At 53.9% G+C, this 24151-nt stretch carries 14 protein-coding genes; 1 reads left to right on the forward strand and 13 read right to left on the reverse strand.

Annotated features, from left to right (window positions below; translation table 11 throughout):
- The first annotated feature begins 89 nt into the window (after positions 1-89).
- Positions 90-1391: an IS1380 family transposase gene (locus tag LJ360_RS13485; RefSeq protein ID WP_264994259.1), complete on the forward strand. Its 1302-nt coding sequence runs from the start codon at positions 90-92 to the stop codon at positions 1389-1391.
- Positions 1392-1537: 146 nt separating this feature from the next.
- On the opposite strand, the gene LJ360_RS13490 is transcribed toward LJ360_RS13485, so the two are convergent.
- The 13 genes from LJ360_RS13490 to LJ360_RS13550 form a co-directional block, all read right to left on the reverse strand.
- Positions 1538-3313 (reverse strand): DEAD/DEAH box helicase, encoded by a 1776-nt coding sequence (locus tag LJ360_RS13490; RefSeq protein ID WP_264994260.1) that lies wholly within the window; start codon positions 3311-3313, stop codon positions 1538-1540.
- 165 nt (positions 3314-3478) lie between these two features.
- Positions 3479-4756, reverse strand: coding sequence for a hypothetical protein (locus LJ360_RS13495; protein ID WP_264994261.1), 1278 nt, complete (start codon positions 4754-4756; stop codon positions 3479-3481).
- Positions 4756-7020: a DUF262 domain-containing protein gene (locus LJ360_RS13500; RefSeq protein WP_264994262.1), complete on the reverse strand. Its 2265-nt coding sequence runs from the start codon at positions 7018-7020 to the stop codon at positions 4756-4758. The genes LJ360_RS13495 and LJ360_RS13500 overlap by 1 nt, the downstream gene beginning before the upstream one ends.
- Before the next feature lie 8 nt (positions 7021-7028).
- Positions 7029-7379, reverse strand: a complete 351-nt coding sequence (locus LJ360_RS13505; protein ID WP_264994263.1) for a hypothetical protein — start codon at positions 7377-7379, stop codon at positions 7029-7031.
- Between the two features lie 11 nt (positions 7380-7390).
- Entirely contained in the window at positions 7391-7708 is a 318-nt protein-coding gene (locus LJ360_RS13510; protein ID WP_264994264.1) for a hypothetical protein, read from the reverse strand.
- Between the two features lie 17 nt (positions 7709-7725).
- A complete protein-coding gene (locus LJ360_RS13515; RefSeq protein ID WP_264994265.1) occupies positions 7726-8184 on the reverse strand; it encodes a hypothetical protein in 459 nt (152 codons plus the stop codon).
- Entirely contained in the window at positions 8181-12890 is a 4710-nt protein-coding gene (locus tag LJ360_RS13520; protein ID WP_264994266.1) for a DUF3320 domain-containing protein, read from the reverse strand. The genes LJ360_RS13515 and LJ360_RS13520 overlap by 4 nt, the downstream gene beginning before the upstream one ends.
- Before the next feature lie 248 nt (positions 12891-13138).
- Positions 13139-13957 (reverse strand): patatin-like phospholipase family protein, encoded by an 819-nt coding sequence (locus tag LJ360_RS13525; RefSeq protein WP_264994267.1) that lies wholly within the window; start codon positions 13955-13957, stop codon positions 13139-13141.
- 138 nt (positions 13958-14095) lie between these two features.
- Entirely contained in the window at positions 14096-15397 is a 1302-nt protein-coding gene (locus LJ360_RS13530; RefSeq protein ID WP_011784498.1) for an IS1380-like element ISMaq3 family transposase, read from the reverse strand.
- A 58-nt stretch (positions 15398-15455) separates the two neighbouring features.
- Entirely contained in the window at positions 15456-15740 is a 285-nt protein-coding gene (locus tag LJ360_RS13535; RefSeq protein ID WP_264994268.1) for a patatin-like phospholipase family protein, read from the reverse strand.
- Positions 15724-16656, reverse strand: coding sequence for a diguanylate cyclase regulator RdcB family protein (locus LJ360_RS13540; protein WP_264994269.1), 933 nt, complete (start codon positions 16654-16656; stop codon positions 15724-15726). The genes LJ360_RS13535 and LJ360_RS13540 overlap by 17 nt, the downstream gene beginning before the upstream one ends.
- A 14-nt stretch (positions 16657-16670) precedes the next feature.
- Entirely contained in the window at positions 16671-19148 is a 2478-nt protein-coding gene (locus LJ360_RS13545; protein ID WP_264994270.1) for a dynamin family protein, read from the reverse strand.
- The gene (locus LJ360_RS13550; protein ID WP_264994271.1) at positions 19145-24148 is read right to left on the reverse strand and encodes a hypothetical protein; all 5004 of its coding nucleotides are present in this window, start codon (positions 24146-24148) and stop codon (positions 19145-19147) included. Before LJ360_RS13550 ends, LJ360_RS13545 begins: the two co-directional genes overlap by 4 nt.
- Positions 24149-24151: the final 3 nt, after the last annotated feature.

The raw sequence follows: 24151 nt of genomic DNA on the forward strand, positions 1-24151 counted from the left end.
AGAAGGTAGCATGAGGAAGGAAGAAGCGGCTTAAAGTGTTAGAATTCAAGTTCCTACACAAAAACCCACACTAAAAGCCGCTATCCAAAATGGTACCTCAAAAACTGACCTTCTCGCCACTCTCCCGCCGCCAGATTGAAGCCGATTTCTCCGGAGGCCATATCACCTCGGATGCCGGTGTGTTGTTACTGCGCGAAGTCGATAAACAACACCGGCTAACCCAGCGACTGGCCGAGACGCTGACCGACCAGCGGGATGCCCGCATGATTCGTCATGGGCTCAACACCATGATCCGGCAGCGCGTCTACGGCGTGGCCAGCGGCTACGAAGATCTGAATGATCATGAAGCGCTTCGCTTTGATCAGGCACTACAAACCGCCACGGGGAATGCCTCGACTCTGGCCGGCAAGTCCACGCTTTGTCGAATGGAGCAGGCGATGGATCGGCAAACCATTGTCAAAGCGCATGAGTTGCTCTGGCACCACTTTATCGAGCAGCATGAGAAGCCGCCCAAGGAAATCGTGCTGGATTTTGACGGCACCGATATTCCGGTGCACGGCGACCAGCCGGGTAAGTTCTTTAACCGGTATTACGACCATCACTGCTACTTCCCGCTTTACGTCTTCTGCGGCCGGCACTTGCTGGTGAGCTACCTGCGCACCAGCAACCGGGGTGATGCCCGGCACAGTTGGGCCATTCTGGCGCTGCTGGTGCGATTTATTCGCCAGTATTGGCCACAGACCCGGATCGTATTCCGGGGCGACTCCCACTTCAGCAAGCCCCGACTGCTGGCCTGGTGCGATCGCAACCAGGTGGATTACATCGTAGGCATGGCCCGCAACCAGCGGCTGGAGGCGCTTGCCGCCCCAGCCATGGACAAAGTCCGGACCTACTACGAGGCTCATGGCCATAAGCTCGCCAGCACCTTCCGCTTCCGCTACAAAGCCCGAAGCTGGCATAAGCCACGCTGGGTGGTTGCGCGCCTGGAATATGGCCCTCAAGGCCCGAACCCCCGGTTCGTTATCAGCTCCCGCTACGATGACGGATTCAAGCTCTACTACGAACAGTATTGCGCACGGGGTGATATGGAGAACCGGATCAAGGATCAACAACTGGATCTGTTTGCCGGTCGCACCTCCAGCACACACTGGTGGACCAACCAGTGGCGGCTGATCTTATCCGGCTTCGCCTACACCCTGTTCGAGCGTTTGCGGGTGCATCTGAAAAACACGCCCTTCGAACGTATGAGTGCCGGCACCTTGCGCTTGAAGCTGATCAAGGTTGGCGCAGTCATCATCCGCAACACCCGCCGAATACGGGTGTTGATGAGTGATAGCTATCCACACAAGAACGATCTCTCAGCACTGGTTCAGCGCTTGGTGCCCCAGTAGATAATCGGGCTCCCCCGGCCCGATACCAATGGGGGAAAGGGGGAGTTGTGCCTGAATGCCGGAAACTGGCTAAATAATCGCCAACTTCGACCATGACCACTCGGATCTGGCACTACCAGGCTTGGTCTGCGAAGGTTGTTGGAGCACTATGAGAAATCCGGGCTAACCCGCACCAGCGCCTCATTGCCCGCCTGGCAGCCCTTACACTCCCCGCTATAATCCGCCGCTGCGGTGCGGCCACAGTCCCGGCACACCCGAAAATTTTCCAGGTCCATGCCAGCCGGAGATATTCCCGCTCCCTGTTGCCAGGGCAGCAGCAAAGCTGTTTCCTCATGGTTTCCAAAAAACGCGCTATAGATATTCTGCAGCTCCCTTTCCACCACCTGTTCAGAAACGTGGCTCTTCTCCATGCGAGTCAACCAGGCGGTACCGTGACATTCGCGGCACTGCACCAGCGGCAAGCGAACCTGGCGCTGATCTTTCGGAGGTTTATCATCACCGAACGCCAGCAATGGCGGTAATACCGAAGAGCGCCCGTTTTCAGAGTCGTCGTCGACAAGTCCAAGGGGCTTTGGCTCCCGCAACGTCCCAACAATACGCCGGAGTTCACGGGACCAAAGCTGCAAGCGCAGCTGCACGAAAGGCAGGCCAACATCATTCCGGGCATGGGACAGCAATGCCAGCAGAGCAATCAAAGCCTGCTCCGGCTGGCGCTTGAACAGCGGTGGGATCTGTGAGGCCAGCTTTTCTACCAACTCGCGGAATCGGGGTGTACCCTGCCCCAACTTGAGCTGGCGCAGCAGATTCGCCAGCTGGCCATGTTGCTTCAGGTCCTTGCCCAGCTGAATCCTTCCTTCTTTAGAATCCAGTGGCACTTCCGGCTGCTTGCTGAAATAAAGCTCGTAGGCCTTCTTAAGATACGCCTGCAGACCCTCATTCAACGCCACGGAAAGATCTTCCGGCCCAATATCCTTGTTCAAGCCCAGAAACGCCAGGTTATCCAGAAACTCCGAATCACTCTGCCGCTGCTCCGCAATCACCGAATCACGCCGGAACGGGCTTGAGAAAATATCCGAAGCGTAGGCCAGCAGCCCGTTAATACTGTCATCACCACCGAGCGTGGCGGACGTGCCCGCACAAACCAGCTGGTCCGGCTTCAAATCAAACCGGGCCCGAAGCCGGCGAATCAACAACGACAAATCCGTGCCCTGGGCCCCGTCAAAGGTATGCAGCTCATCCACCACCAGATAGCGCAGGGTATCCGGCCCGTTATGAGCCCACAGCTTCTGGTCCTGCGGGCGCATCAACAGGTAATCCAGCATCTTGTAGTTGGTGAGCAGCACATCCGGCGGGTTATTGCGCAGGGTTTCCTTGTCGGTGATCACCTGGTCTGGGCCCATGGCCTTGGTGCCCTGACCATCCCCGCCCACAAACAGCCCGACACGCAGGCCTTTTAGCGTGGGCTGCCGATGAATCTCCGCAGCAAAGCGCTTGGCCTGATCCGTTGCCAGAGCGTTCATCGGATAAATGACAATCGCCTTGATACCCGGCGCGGCCGCACGCTGGCAGTGGTCCAGAACCGGATACATGAAACACTCGGTCTTACCGGAACCGGTACCAGTCGCCACCAGCGTATTTGCAGCACGTCGGTCTGATGCCAAACGTTGCCAGGCCTGCTCCTGGTGGGCATAAGGCGGGTGCTCTGTTTCAAAGCTTTTGAAGAAATCCCGGCCGGAAGAGCCGGTGAGAAACGGAAGGCCGACGGAAACATAAGGCCCCTTAATAAACGCCTCACCGTCTTGCTGCTCCTCCACCAGGCGGCGGAACTCGCCTTTGAAGGGATCGGTCTCGGTTTCGTAACCGGTGATGATGAATTCACGCAATGCGGCCGATACTTCATTGGCCAACAAGCCGGGGATCATGGGGGCTCCTTTATTGGTTACTACAAGTAGTAACCTTAGCTTAAAACGAGAGGTATGTCCTTGCCTTAGAGATTCAATTGCTCAATAAAAAACCATCAATAGAGGGGACCGCAACATGAGTGCCTAACCTGCGACCTAATATTCCATACTGTCGATGCCACAGCGTTACGTCACTTGGCGAGGGATTTCCAGCCCAGCTCTAATCGCTTCTAATCCAGCTTGATTTTTTGGCTCTAACTGGCTTATATAGGGCGCTATCGTTTCAAGATATTCTTCAGTTGACCTCATTAACATTCCTCTATAGAAAGCCTGATCATTCATAGTTAAATTATAATTAACGAGAAGCTCCCGAGCATATTCTTCTTGATATAGGTAGTGTTTTTGCAAGACTGTTAATTCATCGCGGTCCCCTAGAACTTCCGATATCAACTCGTTAAGGGTCGCACGAGCATTGATGGCTTCCGCCATTTTCTCAAAGGGGTCAGCATGGGAATCGCCAAAAAATACGTGTTCTATAAAGGCAACACGAGCCTGATTAAAAAGGATATACCCACGCCACATGGGGTCCTCGGAAGAATAGCCCCATGCCTTTTGAAACGAATTTATTGAATTATTTAGGTACCGCCTGAGCCGTTCTGACTCACCGCCTGATAGTAATACTTTCCGATAAGCCCAGGACTTTAACGTCGGTATATCAGCTTTATCAGTTGAGTCGATAACCTGTACCGCGCACTTTCGGTAATAAAGTCCAAGGTAGTTGTAATACACAGTCGAGCTTACCGGATTTCGAATCATCGCTGCCCGAACCTTCAGTAAGCCACTGCTCCCAAGCATACGTTTGTTTTCTACAGAAATCTGGTACTCGTATACGGAAAGGAACAGTTTAACGGCTTCCCTGATCTGTATCGAGCTACCTTTACTAATACTTTGAATTTCTTCTGCACGCCTTTCAACCTGGTTCAGGATCCACTGGACATCCCTACGAAATTCCTTGTTACGCAGCTCGGCCTTCAAATCAAGAGCAGGAAGAAGAACCAGAATATCAATCATACCTTGAATAGTATCGGCAAAGTTTACTGCGGTATTCGAATTCTTTTTCAGGTTCTGCTTTACCTCTGAGAAAATGTGCCGACAAAGTTTTTCCCTATCAGTTTCCTTATATTTATCGACGAATTCTGGAATCGAGGTGACATAATTCTCGTTATCTAAAATATTTCCATCCATCTTTGTAATATTATTAACGCTATCAATCGATAAATACGTCTGCAACGCGACAAAAAGCGCAACAAGAGATATAAGCGCCGACAGCGTAGCTACGATGAAAGTGGTAAGGTCCACCTGCGTTCGAGTCTTGTAAAGCCAGAAGGCCAGCGACCCGCCTAACGTAAGCACCAAGGAAACGAAAATAATATAAAGCCACTGCTTATTGGTGAATCGGATCATTACTCAGCCCATTTTGACCTGTACGTATCCAAAGCCACCTCTAGTAAGCGCGGCACCTCCAACACCTCTTCCAGGCCAAACAAACGCCAGCCCTGAGCCGCCAGCATTGCCCGCTGGGGTGCCCTTTCTGCCGACACCCACACAGCAACCCGCAGATCATCCCACACAAACTCGAACTCACCGGCTACCTCACCGTTATCCATCTGGATCTCAGCACCGCACTCAGGCGCGGGCAGCTCGCTCTTCAGAATATGGTTCACTACCGGGATGGCAGCCTCTTCCACCTGCTGCGCCCAATCAGGCAGACCATAATGCAGGTCACCAAGTACCTTCCGGGCAGTATGAACCCGGAAGCTCTCGGCATCATCAAACACCTGAAATCCCGCATTGGTCGCCAGTTTAAAGACATCCATCTCCTCATTGAGAATCAATGCAACCGGCTCAGACAAACCCTCCTGCAAACCTTCCGGCCAAGCAAGATCCAGAAAAGCCTTCAGTTCACCGGTATCCGGGTCTCTCAGCTCGAATTCCTTGTCTCCCGACGGCAGGCCGTGCTCTGTAATCCAGGCATTCACCTCATCCAGGAGCTTCTCCTCCTGCTCATCCGCTATTCCACCTGGAGCAGACTCGCCCTGCTCTACAGCCTGATATCCAGGCGCCTCTTCCTCCGATGGCAGGTCATACAAAGTATCCAGAAAACGATTAGCCGCTTCAGCCAGCAGCGCCTGGCGCTGGCGGAGGAATTCCATATAGTTTTCCGGCTTACGCAGCTCCGGATCTGCAGGAATCCACTGGCTGGCAAGCGCACCGGTATGCTGGTCCTCTACCTCTGAAAAATACTCCTGAGGTGGCCTGTTACTGATCTGCAGATTGCTGCTTTTGGTCAGAAAGCAAAAGTTGCCCAAAGCGTTAATTGCCATCTTGTCGTCATGACCATTCTTCTTGAGAAAATCCCTGGGGAAAATATGGTGAACTTCCAGAGACGTATTTTTACCTAACAGGCCTTTCTTCAATGGCAGACCAGAGCCCCAGTCCTGTGCCTCGCCAACGCGGGTGAGCATGTATAGAATCGAATAAAAGCGGTTGCCACGGCTCCAGCCCGTGAAATGCTCTGGCCGGATGCGCAGATTACCCCGCCACAGCTGCAGCTCACGGATAAGCGCATCCAGCCCGACCCCTGGCCCCGCGTCCATAAGAATATTCAGGTCGCGGGACAGAACACTCTCCGTGGAACCGGAATACCGGCCCCAAATGGCCGTTTGCACATACCAGAACAGGATTTTGTTCTGGGTATCGTGGTCCTGGGCGGCACCACCGGCATCGTCCAGAAACCGAGCCAGTATCGGGAACGCGAAATGCCCCGTCAGCACCTGCTGATGGTCCAGACCAAGCCGCGCACCGATCAGATCCAGAATGGTATTGATATGGTTAATGGCACGCTGCAGCGCACTGTTAAAGGTTGCCGCATCAAGATCATGCAGTGCTGAAAAACGTGCATCACCCGTGGCAATCGTGGTCACGCTGCGCAGCAACCAATCCAGAGAGAAACCGAAGCCTGCCTCGTTCCATTCATCCAGCGCCTTACGCATGCGAGAGCGGGCATCCGGCTCTACCGAGCAGATCCTGGCCAGGGCCAGGTCACCCTTGGATAGCTTACGGCCACCGCTGTTTACCCGGTTGAAGATATCCACCACCACGTCCAGGGTCATTTCCGGGCCGGAGACGTCCTCGATGTGCACATCGATGTCACGGATATTTCTCAGCTTGATCAGCCTCTTGGTAAGGCTGGAGGTTCGCTTCAGATCCTGCGTGTACTCCAGGATTTCGTCCTGGATCCGGTCTTCCTCACCCTCCTTCATTAACCGTGTAACATCGACCCACAAAGGATTTCCCTGCATTTTGGAGGCCATATAAAACGAAAACTCTTCAGTCTCCGCATGGAAATACAGCCCCTTGAAGGCATTGGCGTCTCCATCAAAAAAGGCGGGCGGCTCACCCTTCATAATTCCATACAATGAAGTCATCCGCTGTTGACCATCCAGCAGCATTTTCACCTGTTGTCCCGGGCTTGCTTCTGAAACACCACGCCCTTTCGCCTGGGAGTTATCAGTAATCCACGCCAGAAGACTTCCTACCGGGTAACGCTTATAGAGCGAACGAACCAGCCCACGAACCTGGTCACGGTTCCAGACATAGCCACGCTGAAATTCCGGCAAGGCGATTTGGCCGAATTCGATTTGGTCCAGGAGGGTGGAGATTTTCATGAAAATCCTTATTTCAGATTATTTTCTTGAAGGAATGACCGGACAGCCTTGTCATCGAAATGCTTGTGCAGCCAGACGTCCGTCAGATCCATAACGAGAATGACACGATCTGTGCCCAAAACACGCCCAAGTAAAAAGTTGGCGCTACGTTCTATGGTCTGAATGGTATAGACCTTATTCTGAACACCTTCCGGGTAAGCGGCATGGTAAAACGACAAATCGAAGCGTCGGCTGCCATCTCCCGCAGGAGCTACTGAATAGACCTTTATCGGTGAATAGGTGCGCACCTGCTTACCGAACTCGGAGCTTAGAAGCTCCATCGCGTAGAAATTTTCTGGCTGCAGTGAGAACCGCATCATGCCCCCAAACCTTACTCACTCAAAACCACCTTAGGAACAACCACTTCCCACCGGCTAACTTTATTGAAATGCCGGTATTGCTCTTCCGAGTCCTCGTTATATCGAATAACTACTGCTGCCACCTCGCTGGACTCAAGCTGTCTATCAAGGCGAAACGAGGCAGCGGTTCTTCCCACGACATTGCCATCGGAATCAAGAAACAGATAACGGTTGTTCTCGACCTTCCCCTGCAAAGGCGCTCCAGGCTTGAGCTTGGCGATAAGGTCATGGATTGCTGACTCCGAACCATGACGACCAGCAAAACCAATATCAATTTCGTTGAGTGCCAATGGGCTCGGTGTTCGGTTCAGTTAGGTTGATTGCCGTACACCTCCCAGGCCACCCGATAATCCTCCTCCCGATCCGGCCGGAAGAAGGGGGCTTTGTATTCCACTGTCCGTTCAACCGGCCCGCCGGGAAGCGTGTCGTCCAGGTAGGTTTTGTAAACACTGCCTTCCTGCATGTGCTGTATGTCTTCCCAGCCAAGGGCGATGCCATCCTCTTTCCTGGCCGGAGCATCGATGTAATAGGAGACGCCTTCGGTCAGCTCCTTCTTACTGGCTTTTCTGGGCAGGCCTACGCCTACCAGGCCTTTGCTGGGAGTGAAGACGATGCGGCCGGTTTGGTCGTAGAAGGTTTCCGCATCGTACTGGCGCATGACGGGGAACTGAACGCGGTAGATGGTTAGCTGGTCTTCCAGGGTGAGACCGAGGGCCTGCTCAAGAACCAAATGCCGATGACCTTCCACCCCCACTCCCAAGCTCATACAGCCACCTGCAGCCGCCCAGACCGTTCAAACAGACGGCCTTCTTCGATAAGGTCATCAATCACTTCATCGAGGCGGGCCTGGATACTTCCGGTCAAACGCTTGAACCCAATCAGGTTCAGGGCTGCGCTCATGCAGCCTTCACGATCCACCGAATGCGCATCCTGAACAGTTACAAACAAGGCTTCGGATAGCTCAGCGGGCGATACGAAATCAAACTTCCTGTGATTAGCCGGCAGCTCACTCCAGTCCCTCAAAGTTACAGAATTCATGTCCGCAAGCTTTACGAATGAGCCATCAAAGTCGATAGCACCCTCGCGCTCCAAATCGTTTATGCACTCCAGCACCCGATTTTGTATCCTCTGGCCTGCGCGACTCAGTCCGACCGAACTGATTAGCCGCGTCGTTAGAATCGATACATGAACAGGCCCCTCGTGTTCGCAAACAACAAGGATTGCATTTTTTACCTTGCTGGACGGAACCTCGAGAAAGTCGTCTACATACAGCGGAAGCCCCAACGCATCCTCGTCGACAGGTTTGTAATGAGGAATCGCTCTGGTTGCCTCTTCCTCGGAGAACTCAGCTCGCTCAATGGTCGGTGCGTGATTATGTTGTTGCAGTTGTGAAAGTCTAGCCTCTGCAGCCCCACGTTCATCAATACGGGCCTGCTCTTCTATTGCCCGCTCAATGGCCTGCTGCATCCGGGTAATTTCCTGGGCAGGATTACGGAACCATTCAGTGCTCCAGATACGGTGAAACCGCCAGCCCAGCCCCTCAAGTACACCCTGTCGCAAGCGGTCACGCTCACGAGCGGAAGCGGAGCTGTGATACCTGGCACCATCGCATTCAACTGCAAGGAGATACCTGCCTGGATTAAAAGGCTCCACAATGGCCAAATCAATTGAATAGCCCAAGCAGCCCACCTGCGGTTCAACATCAAAGCCCAGGGATTTAATCGCGCTCATCACTTCAATTTCGAATGGGGAATCTGGCTCTTTGCCGGTTTCAGATATGGCAGGGAGGTCGCCCTTCTCGGCATAGTCGAGAAACACTTTCAGAGCCCGCACACCAAACGATGAGCTTGCGTCTGTACGCAACTCATCGCCCCGGAAGTTCGCAAAAACCTGCATGGCGAGCTTTGCCCGGGAAATGAGAACGTTAAGTCGACGTTCGCCACCTTTCCCATTCAAAGGGCCAAAGTTCTGACTGACATTGCCGCTAGCGGTTCTGCCATAGCCAACGCTGATGAAAATGACATCGCGCTCATCACCCTGAACGTTCTCGAGGTTCTTAATGAAGAATTCATCCGCGCTGGCATGATGCTGGAAAAATTCCTCCGTTTCCGGATTTTCACGGCGTATACGCTCCACCTCCAGCAGAATCACCTCGCGCTGCGCAGTGCTGAATGCAACCACGCCGAGTGACAAATGAGGGCGTTTCACACTGTGCTCCAGCACCGCCTGTGCAACTGCCTTTGCCTCGCCAACATTCGCCCTGGTTTTCCCCCTGTCATACAAAGCATCGGGCAGATAATTGAAGCTCAACCCCCAGGCATCAGGGTTCGCCCCTGAGCTGGGGAAAAATACCAGCCGATTGTCATAAAACTGATCATTAGACACGGCGATCAGCGACTCATGCCGGCTTCGGTAATGCCAACTCAGCATCCGCTCTGGAGCCCCCCTCGCCTGCATCATCGTCAGAATGCTTTCTACATCGGCGGTGACACTCTGGTCAGCCTCCTCATCACTGATCTCCACCGCCTTACTGAAAAAATTAGTCGGCGGCATCTGTTTGCTGTCACCAACAACGACGGCCTGTTGCGCACGGGACATTGCGCCAAGTGCTTCAGGAGCCGGGATCTGACTCGCCTCATCGAAAATAACCAGATCAAATGAAAGCTTCCCCTGTGGCAAATAGGTGGCCACCGACATTGGGCTCATCATAAAAACCGGCTTTGCCTGCTGGATTACATTTCCTGCTTCCGAAATCAATCTTCGAATCGGAATGTGCCGGCGCTTTTTACCAATTTCCCGCCGGATCAGTTCCATTTCCCCCGGTGCGTTAAAACTCGGCAAAGACTCATGCAGCTTGCGCACCAGCTCTTCTTGCGCGAAATTGAGACAAGCCGTGTCCAGCTCCCGGAACTCGTGAATCATTCGCTCGTGGGAGACCCGGTCAAAACGACCGATCCGGTCTGACTCAGTGTAAACAGTATCAACCAGTCCGGAATAAAAGCTCAGTTTGAGCCAGTCCACAAGGATGTCCGGCGAGTGCCGCCACCCTCTCAATTCCGCAAGGATGACCTCCAATCCCACAGACCGGATATCCGACTCCAGTTGGTTAAAGCGCACTATTGCGTACAGGTGGTCCGGGTTCTCCAACCAGGACTCAAGATTCTGCGACCAAACGGTGATGGGGCCGGCTTTGCTGAAAGCCTCACTCCATTCAAGTCGCTCAGCCAAACCCTCCAGAAGCCCTGTGACTTCTCTAGACTGGTCAGCGAGCGCCTCAATGTCACCGGATCGTTCGCGCACATCAGGGTTGGCTTCGAGGAAGTCCGTGAGCCCCTCCGGAAGCTCCCCATTTCCGATCTCGTCGTAAAGCGCAAAGATCCATTCGGCGATCCGAGACAGTACATCCCAGTCAGACTTTCGGCCCTGCCACTGAGCGCCAAATAACAGTTGGCCAATACCCTCTATCTCACCAAAGCGCTTTAATTCGGATTGATGCTCCAGAGCAAGATCTACGTTGGCCAGCCAGTCTGACGGTGTTCCCACAAGGCCGTCCTTCACGTACCCACGAAGCGTCGCCCTGGCTCTGCGATACTCTCCGGAAAAGATACGCCACCACTTGTCGGCCCGACCTGCCAGCCCCATGCGAACGGGCAGCAGATCCGCAGACAAAGCGGACTCGATAAAGAAGCCATCCAATTGCTCCCGCTTCTTATTCAGTTCGCGACCCAGAACAACGAGCTCGCGAATATCATCCCGGCGAAGTTGCCAATCCTGGGTACTGACCTTAACTCCTTGAAGATGAGGAGCACTCAAAGCGCGCTGGCCAGCCTGATGGACAAGATCGATGTCGCTGAAGGTCTCTGTTTCCGGCAGGCGCATCAGCTGTGTAAGGGACTTACAATCAGCGACTAATGCACCCAGCCCTTGGTGAGCCTGCTCTGTTAACTGGCGAATATCCTGTTCTCCCGAGGGGGAGAGTCGACCAAGAGCAGACTTTGCAAACACATTGGCATCTGGCCGCCCAAACTCGCGCAAATAGGCCTCTACTGTCTGCAGCGTTCGGCTCGCCCGATCAAGGTCTTCGCTCGACCACCGTTTCAGGAGATCAAACCGAATTCGGTTCAAAGATGCCAGGGATTCCTTCTTCTGTAACCGAAGCATCTCGCCCAGAGCCTGGAGGAAATTCATACCGGAATTCAGGATGGGACGGCTGATTTCAGCGGCATAAGTGTCCAGATGTTGTCGCAACTCGGCCAAACGTCGGTACTCGTATCCACGGTCCGGCACGGAAGGTGCTCCCTGGGCGAACGAGGATTTCAGCGAATCAAGAACCGCTTTCTTGCTGCTCTTATGGCTATGCAGCTCAAGCACAGAATCCCCAAGATGGGTCTCGTCCAACCGTGATTTAACCACCTCAAGAGCAGCCATTTTCTGGGCAACAAACAAAACCTTTTTGCCGCGCCCCACCGCTTCAGCAATCAGGTTGGTAATGGTTTGCGACTTCCCGGTTCCCGGCGGCCCCTGAACAATCAGGTTTGCACCCTCCACTGCCGCAATCAGGGCTTCCATTTGCGATGTGTCAGCGTCCTTGACCAGGTGCAATTTTTCAGGCTCGGATATGTGCTGGTGACCGGCTATCTGCTCCAGCACCTCGCCATCTCTGCGAAACCCGCTTTCAAGCACTTTTCCCAAAAGAGGGTTGTCCGTGAGCGGAGCATCGCTCGGCCAACTAACGGGGTCCAGGTCGACATACATCTGGAACTTGCCGGAAGAAAACAGTCCGAGATACATCTTGTCCCTGTGCAGCTTCCAGTTCGCCTGCCCGGCAATCACCTTTTCAACGGCATCGAAGTATTCTGAGGGCGTAAACTCGTCCGCATAGTCCGGCAACTGAACCCGGAACTCGCCCCTGAGTTTGGCTGCGAGCGTCAGATTCGGAGAAAGCTCGATATCGGTGTAAGCGATAGAAAACCCCGCACGCGCAGATTCCCGTTTCATCTCAACCGGGATCAACACCAAAGGTGCATAGCGTGGAGTTCTGGCATTGGGGTCCTCATACCACTCCAGGATACCCATCGCCAGATGGAGTACATCGATACCCTGCTCCTGCAAGAGTGTGTGGGCCTCGCTCTCTATCTTCAGCAACCGGGTGTCCAGCTTCTCCGCTGGTTGTTCGGTTTGAAGAAAGCGATCACCGAACCGGGACTCGCCTGAAGTATCTTCGAGATACTCTCGAAGAGATGGCAGCGCCTCCCCCTCCTCGTCGCCCTCATCACTCTCATAAACCTCCGGCAACGGAAGAAAGCTCATGGTCTTCCGGTTTTCTACGAGAATACTGAACACGTCTTCGGATCGCTCCTCGACCACTTCAAGAAACTTCATGGTCTTCGGGATACTGAGGAGCGGATTACCCCGCAAACCCATATCAAGAAGTTCCAGCCTTGCCAGCTCTAGTTTTTGTTCTAAAGACATCAAACTCCCTCTCACCTAAACCCGGTAGTGACCAGCGTTACACAAAAACAGTACAACCCTGGATCGCAATCGCGATATTAATCAGAAAAAAGAGAGAACTATAGGCAAGATCTCAGTTCTTCAGAAATATCCCGCAGTTGCCGACTGCCTTCCTCCAGGTCATTTGCCTCATTGATTCGCGCGCGACGCATGGCACTTATTAATCACCGTGAAATATCCTACGCCCCGATCAGTATGAGCCGAGGCAATCATTCTTTGAGCCATTTAAGCGCATCAGTCATTTCCGAAGCAGAATCGATCAATCGATCTTGGGTTTTCCGACTGCGCTGAAAAGTATCTAGCCCCTCTGCAACTGGCTCAATACTGGCTTTGGCATCCTGATAGCCCTGCTCCATCCATTCCAGTATTGCGCCGCTCCCAAAGTTAAGCATATCCAGCTTGCCCTTGGAGATTCCCCGTGGTCGAATTTCCAAAATACTGACGTTTGGAAAACGCTTGCGATCCCAAAATGCGCCATCCTGAAGGTGGGTGACGATAATGTGACTGCATTTTTCATTTTCTATCAGCGGCGTTATGGGAGTGTTGCCCTGAAAATTGCTACCACCACCCAAACCACCGTCGTAAAACTTCTTGCCATCAATTCTCTGCGCTTCATAGGCCAGTGGAATAGCCGAAGAAGCCAGCAAAGCTTTCAACTTCTCGCCTGGTGAGAGGGTGTTTATATGAATAAAACTGGAGGCCTTTGACTCTTTGTACACATCCAGGCTCGTAGAAATAAATTTCCAAATATCAGTTACAACACCATCACTTTCATAGACGGAAGCCCAGAAAGGCAGCGCCATATCTTTCGAGTCCAGACTTGCATAGCGGCGAAGTATATCGATACTTGGTGAGTTATCGAAAAAGGCTGGGGTACCAATATACTTGTGATACTTTTCGGGTAGAATGCCTTCGAAAATCTGTGTTGACGCTGCAGCTCGCCGACCGGCAGGGCCTCCAAAAACGGCAGCAGCAATTCTCACCATAAAAGCCAGTACAGCTAGCCCGGATTTCTCATAGTGCTCCAACAACCTTCGCAGACCAAGCCTGGTAGTGCCAGATCCGAGTGGTCATGGTCGAAGTTGGCGATTATTTAGCCAGTTTCCGGCATTCAGGCACAACTCCCCCTTTCCCCCATTGGTATCGGGCCGGGGGAGCCCGATTATCTACTGGGGCACCAAGCGCTGAACCAGTGCTGAGAGATCGTTCTTGTGTGGATAGCTATCACTCATCAACACCCGTATTCGGCGGGTGTTGCGGATGATGACTGCGCCAACCTTGATCAGCTTCAAGCGCAAGGTGCCGGCACTCATACGTTCGAAGGGCGTGTTTTTCAGATGCACCCGCAAACGCTCGAACAGGGTGTAGGCGAAGCCGGATAAGATCAGCCGCCACTGGTTGGTCCACCAGTGTGTGCTGGAGGTGCGACCGGCAAACAGATCCAGTTGTTGATCCTTGATCCGGTTCTCCATATCACCCCGTGCGCAATACTGTTCGTAGTAGAGCTTGAATCCGTCATCGTAGCGGGAGCTGATAACGAACCGGGGGTTCGGGCCTTGAGGGCCATATTCCAGGCGCGCAACCACCCAGCGTGGCTTATGCCAGCTTCGGGCTTTGTAGCGGAAGCGGAAGGTGCTGGCGAGCTTATGGCCATGAGCCTCGTAGTAGGTCCGGACTTTGTCCATGGCTGGGGCGGCAAGCGCCTCCAGCCGCTGGTTGCGGGCCATGCCTACGATGTAATCCACCTGGTTGCGATCGCACCAGGCCAGCAGTCGGGGCTTGCTGAAGTGGGAGTCGCCCCGGAACACGATCCGGGTCTGTGGCCAATACTCGCGAATAAATCGCACCAGCAGCGCCAGAATGGCCCAGCTGTGCCGGGCATCACCTCGATTGCTGGTGCGCAGATAGCTCACCAGCAAGTGCCTACCGCAGAAGACGTAAAGCGGGAAGTAGCAGTGATGGTCGTAATACCGGTTAAAGAACTTACCCGGCTGGTCGCCGTGCACCGGAATATCGGTGCCGTCAAAATCCAGCACGATTTCCTTGGGCGGCTTCTCATGCTGCTCGATAAAGTGGTGCCAGAGCAACTCATGCGCTTTGACAATGGTTTGCCGATCCATCGCCTGCTCCATTCGACAAAGCGTGGACTTGCCGGCCAGAGTCGAGGCATTCCCCGTGGCGGTTTGTAGTGCCTGATCAAAGCGAAGCGCTTCATGATCATTCAGATCTTCGTAGCCACCGGCCACACCGTAGACCCGTTGCCGGACCAGGGACTTGAGCTCATGACGAATCATCCGGGGATCCCGCTGGTCGGTCAGAGTCTCGGCCAGCCGTTGGGTTAACCGGTGTTGTTTGTCGACTTCGCGCAGTAACAGCAAGCCGGCATCGGAGGTGATATGGCCTCCGGAGAAGTCGGTTTCAATCTGGCGGCGGGAAAGTGGCGAGAAGGTCAGTTTTTGAGGTACCATTTTGGATAGCGGTTGTTGGTGTTGATTGATGGTGTAAGGTCCTGAAATTTTAACACTTTCAGCCGCTTTCTTTTATCCCCTCATGAGAAATTCGGGCTAGAGCATCCATCTTTAATGGAGAGCTTTCAGCCACCTCGTGCCATACCCTTTCAAGGGTCTCGGCCGCCTCATGCACATTCCGAGAACCGGCCACGACGGAACCATTCAAAGAACCAATGCTCGCGCCGGACACGGCATCGGGCTGGATGTCCTGCTCAGCGAGATAGCGCAGAACCCCCGCCTGATAAGCGCCCTTGGCCCCGCCACCGGAAAGGACCAGACCCAACTTAGTGGATTGCAGCATGCCCTTCTCCCTCAATAATTACATTCGACATTTCTTCATAAATGCTGGTATTGGAAAAGACGAAAGGCATTTCTTCACCCGGTGCAGGCGTTTGAGCATTGTTCAGCATCAGGATGACAGATTCTATTTCGCTAGATTCGCTGTCACTAACCAGACACAAAGCCTCACTCAACACCTCGTCTGCTGAACACAGGTTGGCAAACAGAGTGTTTCGATCAATCAGGGCATGGGGGGACCTACCAGTGTGCTCTGAAAGAATTCTGATGCAATCAAGACGTAAGGACTTCATGACTTTCTGTACTGTCTGCGGGTGTTTTTCACCACCCTCTGCAGACGCCAACCAGACACCGAAGTCACCGTACCTGAGTCTCGTTAACAGCATCCAGAGGCTCTGCTCCGGGGTAAACATGGCATCTTTTGATGCAAACACGCTTAATGCCAGCTCCTTTTCAGCCATAGCACTGTTTTGCAGCTCGAAATAGTCCATTTTCCGTGATATGGAATGCTCCATGTCAGAAACCTTTTGAGACAATTCCACAAGATCCTCACGCAGCACTTGAGTATCACCAACCACATCCTGAAGTCTGCCAGATATAAGGCTTACGCCATCCATCACCTGATGCAGAAAATGCTCATTTTTTGCCAGACGCTGTTCATTGCTCACAATATAATCTTTTATAAAGACAAAGCTGTTTTCGAAACTGCCATCGATCAATTCTTGGCGTTTTCTGGTATGCCCCGTGATTCTTTGAAAAAAACGGCCTGAAAACCCCTTAGCCGATACCTTGGCTTTCTGCTCAAGATGGTCAGACATCACACTCAGGCCATTGATAAAATCAACAATGGCTTTTTCTTCTAGATGAGGATAACTCTCCAACAGGCAATCGAGGCCAGAGACATCAATATTGTTTCCCATTATAACTCCTACCTTCACCGGGCCAGCGATTCAATGCCTCGTAATGCAACGCCAATTCGCTTTAAGTGGGTCAGGTTATCGCTTTTCACCTGTTCCATCATTTCTTTGATGCTAGCGATGATGGATACACTTTCAGCCTTCAACTTTTTTGAATTATTCAGCGCCTCCTCAATGCCCATTACATCTAACATGACATCGGAAAATACATCGTCAACCGCAGGAACAAGCTTGTCCTCAAACTGCTTTGAAAGCTTGCCTTCAATATCTTTATAGAATGCATCTGCAAGCTGCTCTGCCTCCCTCACATAGTCATCCAGAACAACCCTATATCTTTTTACCTCTCTCGTTTTGGCAACGACTTTATCTTCGTAGTCATCTCGGAATCCGAAGCTCAGCACTTTTAATGTTTTGTGAACCCAGCCATCGCGCAAAACCCTTTTTCTCTTTGTTTCTACAACAGTTTCGCTATATCCCTCTATTGCACTAGACGGATCTAGGTCGAAGGTTGAGTCTGCGAGCACATCAAGGCAAAAGCTTTCCGCTAGGCTGACGTTGAACTCGAAGCCTTTAGTTTTCATCTCTCTCTCATAGTCACTGCATAACCTTTCCAGCTGCCCAAACAACTCAACCTGAATCTTTTGCTGGGTTCTATCTTCAAGGTCATTCAACTGTTGCTGCAATGAATCGACCATTGACGACAACAGCGAATTGACAACTGCACTCGCATTACTGCTGAAATTCAATGCGTCTTGTCGGTTCTCACCAAAATCAAGCACGCCGTCACCAGCCTGCGAGTGCTTTGTAATTTCTGCGCGGAGGTTTTTCAGTTCATTTTCAATTAGCTGGAAGTCTTTATTTTCTCTTCCGAGCCAGTCACGCTCGCGTTGCCCCTTTTTCTCACTGGATTTGTGTTCCAGTGCATTCTGCAGCTTTTCGAGCTGCTTGGTCCTTTCTGCACTGAACTCTTTACCTATTTTCTCCTTCACAATCCCCACGTGCTCTTTAAGCGCGCTGCTGGCGTTGGCGCGGTACTCAGAAATACCAACGCCCTTGACCTCATCCAGTTTCCCGTAGACCGACTGAATACTCTCGACCAGGGCTTTGGTTCTGTCGATGCTACCCGACAATTCATCCATTTCCTGCGCCAGACCACCTCGTACCGAAGCCGAGAAACGATCAATCTTGCCTGCATTATCCTTCAGCCGTGCCAACGCAGCTTGCAAGCTGCTCTCGCCGGCTTTGGTGTAGGCCTTTTCCAGCATGTTTTTGGTAAAAGCCTCGTACCCTGAGCGTTTGAGCAAACGGTCACTTTTGCTGTTGATCTGTTTGTAAGTCAGCTCCTCAACCTCATCCTCATCCAACTCCCCAAACGCAGCCTTGATAAAGTCTTTGTTTAGCTCGCTTTTTATGAAGTCTGAAATTGCCACACCTTGTTCAATTTGCTGCCTAACCCTTTCCACAATGAAGGCATAGTGTGACGAGACCGGAAAAACCTCGCTGGGGGTTATAAACTCATCATCAACACTTTCATTCAGCAAATCGCTGGCCTTCTTTTTGGTTTGATCTGCGTCGAGATCATTATGTTTTTTCTCATCAAACCGATTCACCACCACGAAGGAGCGTTCTCTGAAAACTTCCTTAATACCCTTGATGTGTTTTCTGATTTCCGCATCCTGCTCAGTATCCAGCTGGGTGTAGTTCATCACCAGCAGCACCATCGAAGCATTTTTCTCAATCTGCTCTGCCAGAATACGCTTGAGTACTTTACTCTGACCGGCCTCATTCGGACCCGGCGTATCCAGCAACGCCAATGAACCGTTATGCACAGATTCCGGTTTGCCAGCCAGACACCGGAACTCGACCTCTACCGTTGGCAAACTGCTGATATCGGTAAAATGCTGCAGGTAATTGTCAAGGTTAACCCCGAAACTGTCGTGGCCAGCCAGGCGGAAGGTATCGTTGATCAGAAACAGTGCCTGATGGATAGCGTCCTTGCCGACATATTCCTGACGAATATCGTCAGCCCCAGCTTTTACGGTTTTCAGTGCGTCAGCTATCTTTGACAAGTCGCTGACGTGATCATCCACTGCTGGCAGTTTCGCTATCACTTCATTGAGTAATGCCTTGAATACCTCAACCTTTGGCAGCCTCAGCAGAGGCTCTCTTTGACCGGGTTTATGGCGGATCAGGGTCGGCAGGGTGGTCATGGCAGTCAAGCGATGGGGCAATACTTCAGTGCCAACTAGCGCATTGATTGTGGTCGATTTGCCCGCCTTCATGGTGCCTATCACCGCAATGGTCGACTCAAGTGCCTGAACCTTTACAGTGTCACTGCTCAGGGCTGCCAATTGCCGATCAAGTTCAGCGGGTGACAGCATGGCAGTGGTTTCCTGCTGCTGCCAAATAGCCTCCTCATTCCTAAGCCTACGCATCAATCCCTGTTGCCGTTCAATCAGAGTTTTAATTTCATCTTGCAGTGCGAATAGAATCATGGTTTCACCTCAAAAATTTCCCAAGCCACCCGATAATCCTCCTCCCGATCCGGCCGGAAGAACGGCGCTTTGTATTCCACTGTCCGCTCCACCGGCCCACCGGGGAGCGTGTCGTCCATATAGGTTTTGTACACGCTGCCTTCCTGCAGGTGCTGGATGTCTTCCCAGCCGAGGGCGATGCCCGGTTCTTGTGGAGAGCCTTTTCTTTCTGGTGTGTCTATGCAGTAGAAGGTGCCTTCGTTGAGTTCCTTCTTGTTGGCTTTTCTGGGCAAACCTACGCCAACCAGGCCTTTGCTGGGGGTAAAGACGATGCGGCCGGTCTGATCGTAGAAGGTTTCGGCTTCGTACTGGCGCATGACGGGGAACTGGACGCGGTAGATGGTGAGCAGTTCTTCCAGCGTGAGGCCTAGGGCCTGGGCGACGAGGACGTCGATTTCTACCAGGGCCTGGCGGCGGGCGTAGTCGGTGCGCAGGGCGTTGTTGCGTTGCCACTCGGGGGTGAGGTTGGCGAAGAAGTCCTGGGGCAGCGCTGCGATGGGTTCGCGGGTGGCCCAGTGTTGTTGGCAGAAATTGTCTTGCCAGTTGGATTGCCAGAGATCAGCGTAATAACTAGTTAGCGTGGATAGGCCAAGGACTCGAACAGTCAAACGACTATCACCGCGCAGCCTACCGGGTAGAGCGTAGTCCTCAATACTTTGGTGAAGGTTCGTACGCCCAGACAGTTTCATCATGAAATCGTAAACAAGCGAATAACAGGCTCCAGCTACCAAGATCAACAAGTCCTGATCGGTGAAACTGTATGTCCGCACGCCGTTGGTATGTCCGATACCCGGCGGTATCAAAGCGGGCACCAGCCCCTTTTCCGCCCCGATACTAATCATCGCTCTCAACGCTAAACGGTAATAATCCGTCACCAATCCGTTCCGGTGCTCGCCCTCGTCCACCCAAGGCACGCGCGGAGTGCGGTCACGGTAGGTGGCGGGGTCGCAGGCGGGGATGTAGTTGGTGCGCGGCAGGTAGTCGTCCGGCAGGGTTTGCAGGTCGAGGATGTCGTAGTGGCCTTTCTCGGTGCAGACTGCCCGCGGGGTTTTGTAGAGCGGGCTGCCGACGAAGAAATGGGGGCCGGAGAGTATCCATTGTTCCGGGTTTTCCGGGAACTGGGTATCGCGCTTGATGGTGCCGTCACGCTGGGCGTAGGTTTCGTCGAACATTACCGTCGAGAAGTACTGCCCTTTCAGATCCCCCAGCCGCCGGGGCTGGGCGGCGAATTTTTCCAGTACGTTGGTGAGCTGCCGGGCATGCAGGGCCGGCAGGCGGGCTTCCAGGGCATCGGTACCGGCTTCGTCGTAGAGCTGGGCGAACAGGGCCAATTCATGCTGGCCAATTTCGAGAATGCGGTCACGGTGACCTTTCTGGTTCCAGTCACCGGTTTCATCGTCCTTGATACCACCAACCATACCTTGTCCATCATGGGCAAAAGCCGCATCAATTGTTTGCGGAACAAACAGGTTGGCAATGTTATTGAAGCTGGGCACCTCGCGCACTGGCCCATAGACATTGGTGCTGAACTTAACGCGGTCGCCAATCGGAAAAAGAATCCGTTGGTTCTGGAACTGGAAGTGCCCTCGCAACCGCCGATATACCTCCCGTCGAAATCCTCCACCCTTGGGATCGTCGTAAATCCCTTCCGGATGCAGGAAGCCACTCACGCCCTGCCCGTTTACATTGGCCCAGGCCCGGGGCAGGAAGCATTTGTAGAGGTTGGTCTGCACACCCTTGAGCTGCGGGTAGTTCTGGGTGGCATTCAAGAATGCCTGCGAGCCTTCCGCTTCTGCCAGTTCGTCAAACCATGCCTGCTGCAATTGGGGGCTGCGCTCGAAGGCGGCTTCGCGCTCATCGGTCAGTTGCTTGGCGCTGAGTTTGTGCAGCACAAAGGCCGGGTTGTGGTCGCCGAGGATGCCGCCTTCCTGCCATTCCACTTTGCGCCAGGGCGGGTTACCCAGGGTGATGTCGAAGCCGCCGCGCTTGGCAAAGATGTCGGCGAAGGCCAGTTCCCAGTGGAAAAAGCGGTAGTGTTCACCCAGTTCATTGGCAATCGCCAGGGTATTGAAGAACGGGTTTTTGAATAGCTTTTCCAGGTTGAGTTCGCCGCGCTGGTTGCTGACTTCGCGGGCGGCCTGGGTTTCGGCGCGCAGGGTTTGCTGGGGCTCGTCGGCGGCGAACAGGTCGTCTACCGGCTTGGCAAACAAGTCTTCGCCCTGCTCTGCCGGCTTTTCGTTTTCCGGGGTGGCAGTTTCCGGGTTTGAGGTGGCGCCCAGCAGGCTTTCCTGTTCCGGCGCAAACTCAAAGGTGCCGGCGCTGTTGAGGATGGTGTTCAGGTCGAACAGCCATTTCTGCCGGTCCGGCAGTTCGTCCACTTTGTCCAGAGGCCAGAACCAGAGGGCGCACCAGTAATCCATGGCCAGTTTCAGGCGGCGGTATGGGGAGGCGATGCGGGCGTTGGTGTTGAAGATGCCGTGTGCCCGCAGGTTGTCTTTTTCCCGGGTGGTGGTGTGGTGTTCTTCCACCTGCTCCTGGCCCCACAGGGGGTAGGTGTCTTCGGTGCGCCGGCGGTGTTGTTCCAGCATCTGGGTGTGTTCGCGCCACAGGCGGTCTACGGCATCGCTCAGGCTTTGCAGGGTTTTGATTTCCTGCTGGTCCAGCGGGGCGCAGAAGTCTTTTTTCCAGTCTTTTATTTTCTTGAAGGCATCCGGGCGGAGTTGTTTGGCCACTTTGTCGTTGTAGCCGGCCATGCCGGGGTCGGGTAGCAGGAAGTGATAGATGTCGTTTTCGCTGCGGCCGCCCTCGCCTGCGGGGTTCTGCAGGGTTTCCGGGTTTAGCCGGCGCGGGGCGTTGTTGTACCAGTAGCCTTCTTTGGCCTGTTTTTTCAGGGCGATCTTCGGGTACACCTCGCGGCGGGCGCCGATCAGGCTGTTGCCGGTAAAGAGCTGGTAGCCGAACCAGGGTACGTTGTGGCCGCCGCTGAGGGCGTTCAGCCACAGGGACACTTCCGCCAGTTCCACGGCAATGGGGTTCAGGTCTACCCCGTACACGTTGTGGTCGGCGATGTGCATTTTTACCCGCTGCAGTTCCCGCTGGTAATCCTCGTGGGGGATGCGTTCGCCCTGCTCTTGCTGTTTGCGGGTTAAGTAGGCTTCCGCCAGCTGGTTCACGGCTTCGTTGAGGAAGGCCGCGCTGCCCATGGCGGGTTCGCATACCGTTAAGTCGAGGATGTCGTCTGCCGTTACCTCGTCCGTCAGGCGTTCTTTGAGGGTGTATTTCACCAGGCTTTTGGTGAGCACTTCCGGGGTGTAGTAACTGGCGGATTTTTCCCGGTCGCGCCCAGCCATGCGGTAGATGAACTTGCCTTTGGGGTGCACGCGCAGGGTTTTGCGGCGGTCGCTGTCCAGGTCGTACACGCGCTCTTTGTCGTCGAATTCGTCCAGCTGGCTTTGGGTGACGAAGTAGCCGGTGTCCAGTTCGTCCGGGTTGATGTTCTGGCCCTTGGGGGCTACTTCGTACAGGTCTTCGGTGGCGAAGAAGCCGCGGTAGCTGAGCAGGGCTTCGTATACGGCACCCAATTGGTTAATGCCAAGCTGGGTGTAGCTCACGCGGCCCCGGCGCTTTTTACCTTTGGTTGGCCGGGTTAGCGACATGCTCTGGATGACCTGCTGCAGGGTTTCGTTGCTGAAGGTGACGCGGTTCAGCAGCGGGGTTTTGGCCGGGTCGAACAGGTGGCTGTCCAGGCCTTGCAGGGTGAAGGCGTTGGCTGTGCTTTCATGCAGGTCGTCTTTCTGCCGGCTAACCTGATTGCCTTCGTAGATCAGCGTGAACATGCGCTGCAGGCTGTAGTGGAAGTAGTGGCCCTTGCGGCTTTCTTCGGTGGTCAAGCGCACGCTTTCCAGGTCGCGCAGGCTGTCGAGGCTGTAGCCCATGCGCCAGGTTTCGTCTTCGGCCGGCAGGTAGCCCAGTTCTGGCCGCGCTTCGATGTAGAACAGGAACAGAATGCGGTACATGGTGCGCAGGCATTCCTTGGAGAGCTGGTCGGCATCCAGGGCGTTGCTGCCGCTGTAGATGCCTTCCTTGCGGTCGCGGGCCTGTTCAATGAGTTGTTCGGCGGCTTCGTTACCCAGCAGTTCGATGGCCTGGCGCAGGGCGTATTTCAGGTCGTCGGAGACCGCAAACGCGTGTTTGTGGCTGTTTTCGTCCAGGCTGTCGAGGCGGCATTGGCCTTCGTCCGGAGCAAGGCTTTCCCGGTGCAGGAGCACGGCGGTGGCCTTGAGGGTTTTGTCGTCGCGCCGGCCGAGGATTTCTTCCCAGTCGAAGCGCAGCATGCGGTTTTGCGACCATTTGTAGCGGTCGATCAATATGCCCTGGCGGTCGCTGATGAGCAGTACCCAGCGCGGCGGGTTGTCGTTATGGCCTGCCAGCTGGCGGAATACGGCTTCGTTGAGGATGCTGTACCAGCTGGTGTTTTTCAGTTTGTCGTGGTGCGGGCCGGGGCCGAAGAACTGGTTGCTGTGCAGTTGCAGGGAGAGCGGGTCTTCCCCTTCGTTGTTGGCATCCAGCGCGCCCAGTACCCACAGCTGGTCGCCCAGGGTGCTGAGCACGGGCAACTCGGTGTTGGGGGCAATGGTGCGGTTTTCTGGCTGGTATGGAATGCCCAGGGTGCCCAGCAGGTCTTTGAAGAAGTCCCGCTGCAGGCGAATACGCTCGGCGGCGCTGCGCTCGGTTTTGAGCTTGTGGCGCAGGGCGAAGTAGGTCTGGTTGAGGTTGCGCAGGGCGCGGTGGGGCGTGGTGTATTCTGTCCCGGCCTCTTTGGCCTGCTCTTCGCGGGCATCCCAGTCTTTGATGGTGTCGGCAAAGTCACCCTGGAACACTTCGGCCAGGTAGTGGGCGCTGAAGAATTCGTTGTCGTTGGTTAAACCGATGAAGGTGGCGGCGGTGTCTTGTACGGCCATGGT

Origin of the sequence: Marinobacter sp. AN1, assembly GCF_026013985.1 — a bacterium.
GTDB lineage: Bacteria > Pseudomonadota > Gammaproteobacteria > Pseudomonadales > Oleiphilaceae > Marinobacter > Marinobacter segnicrescens.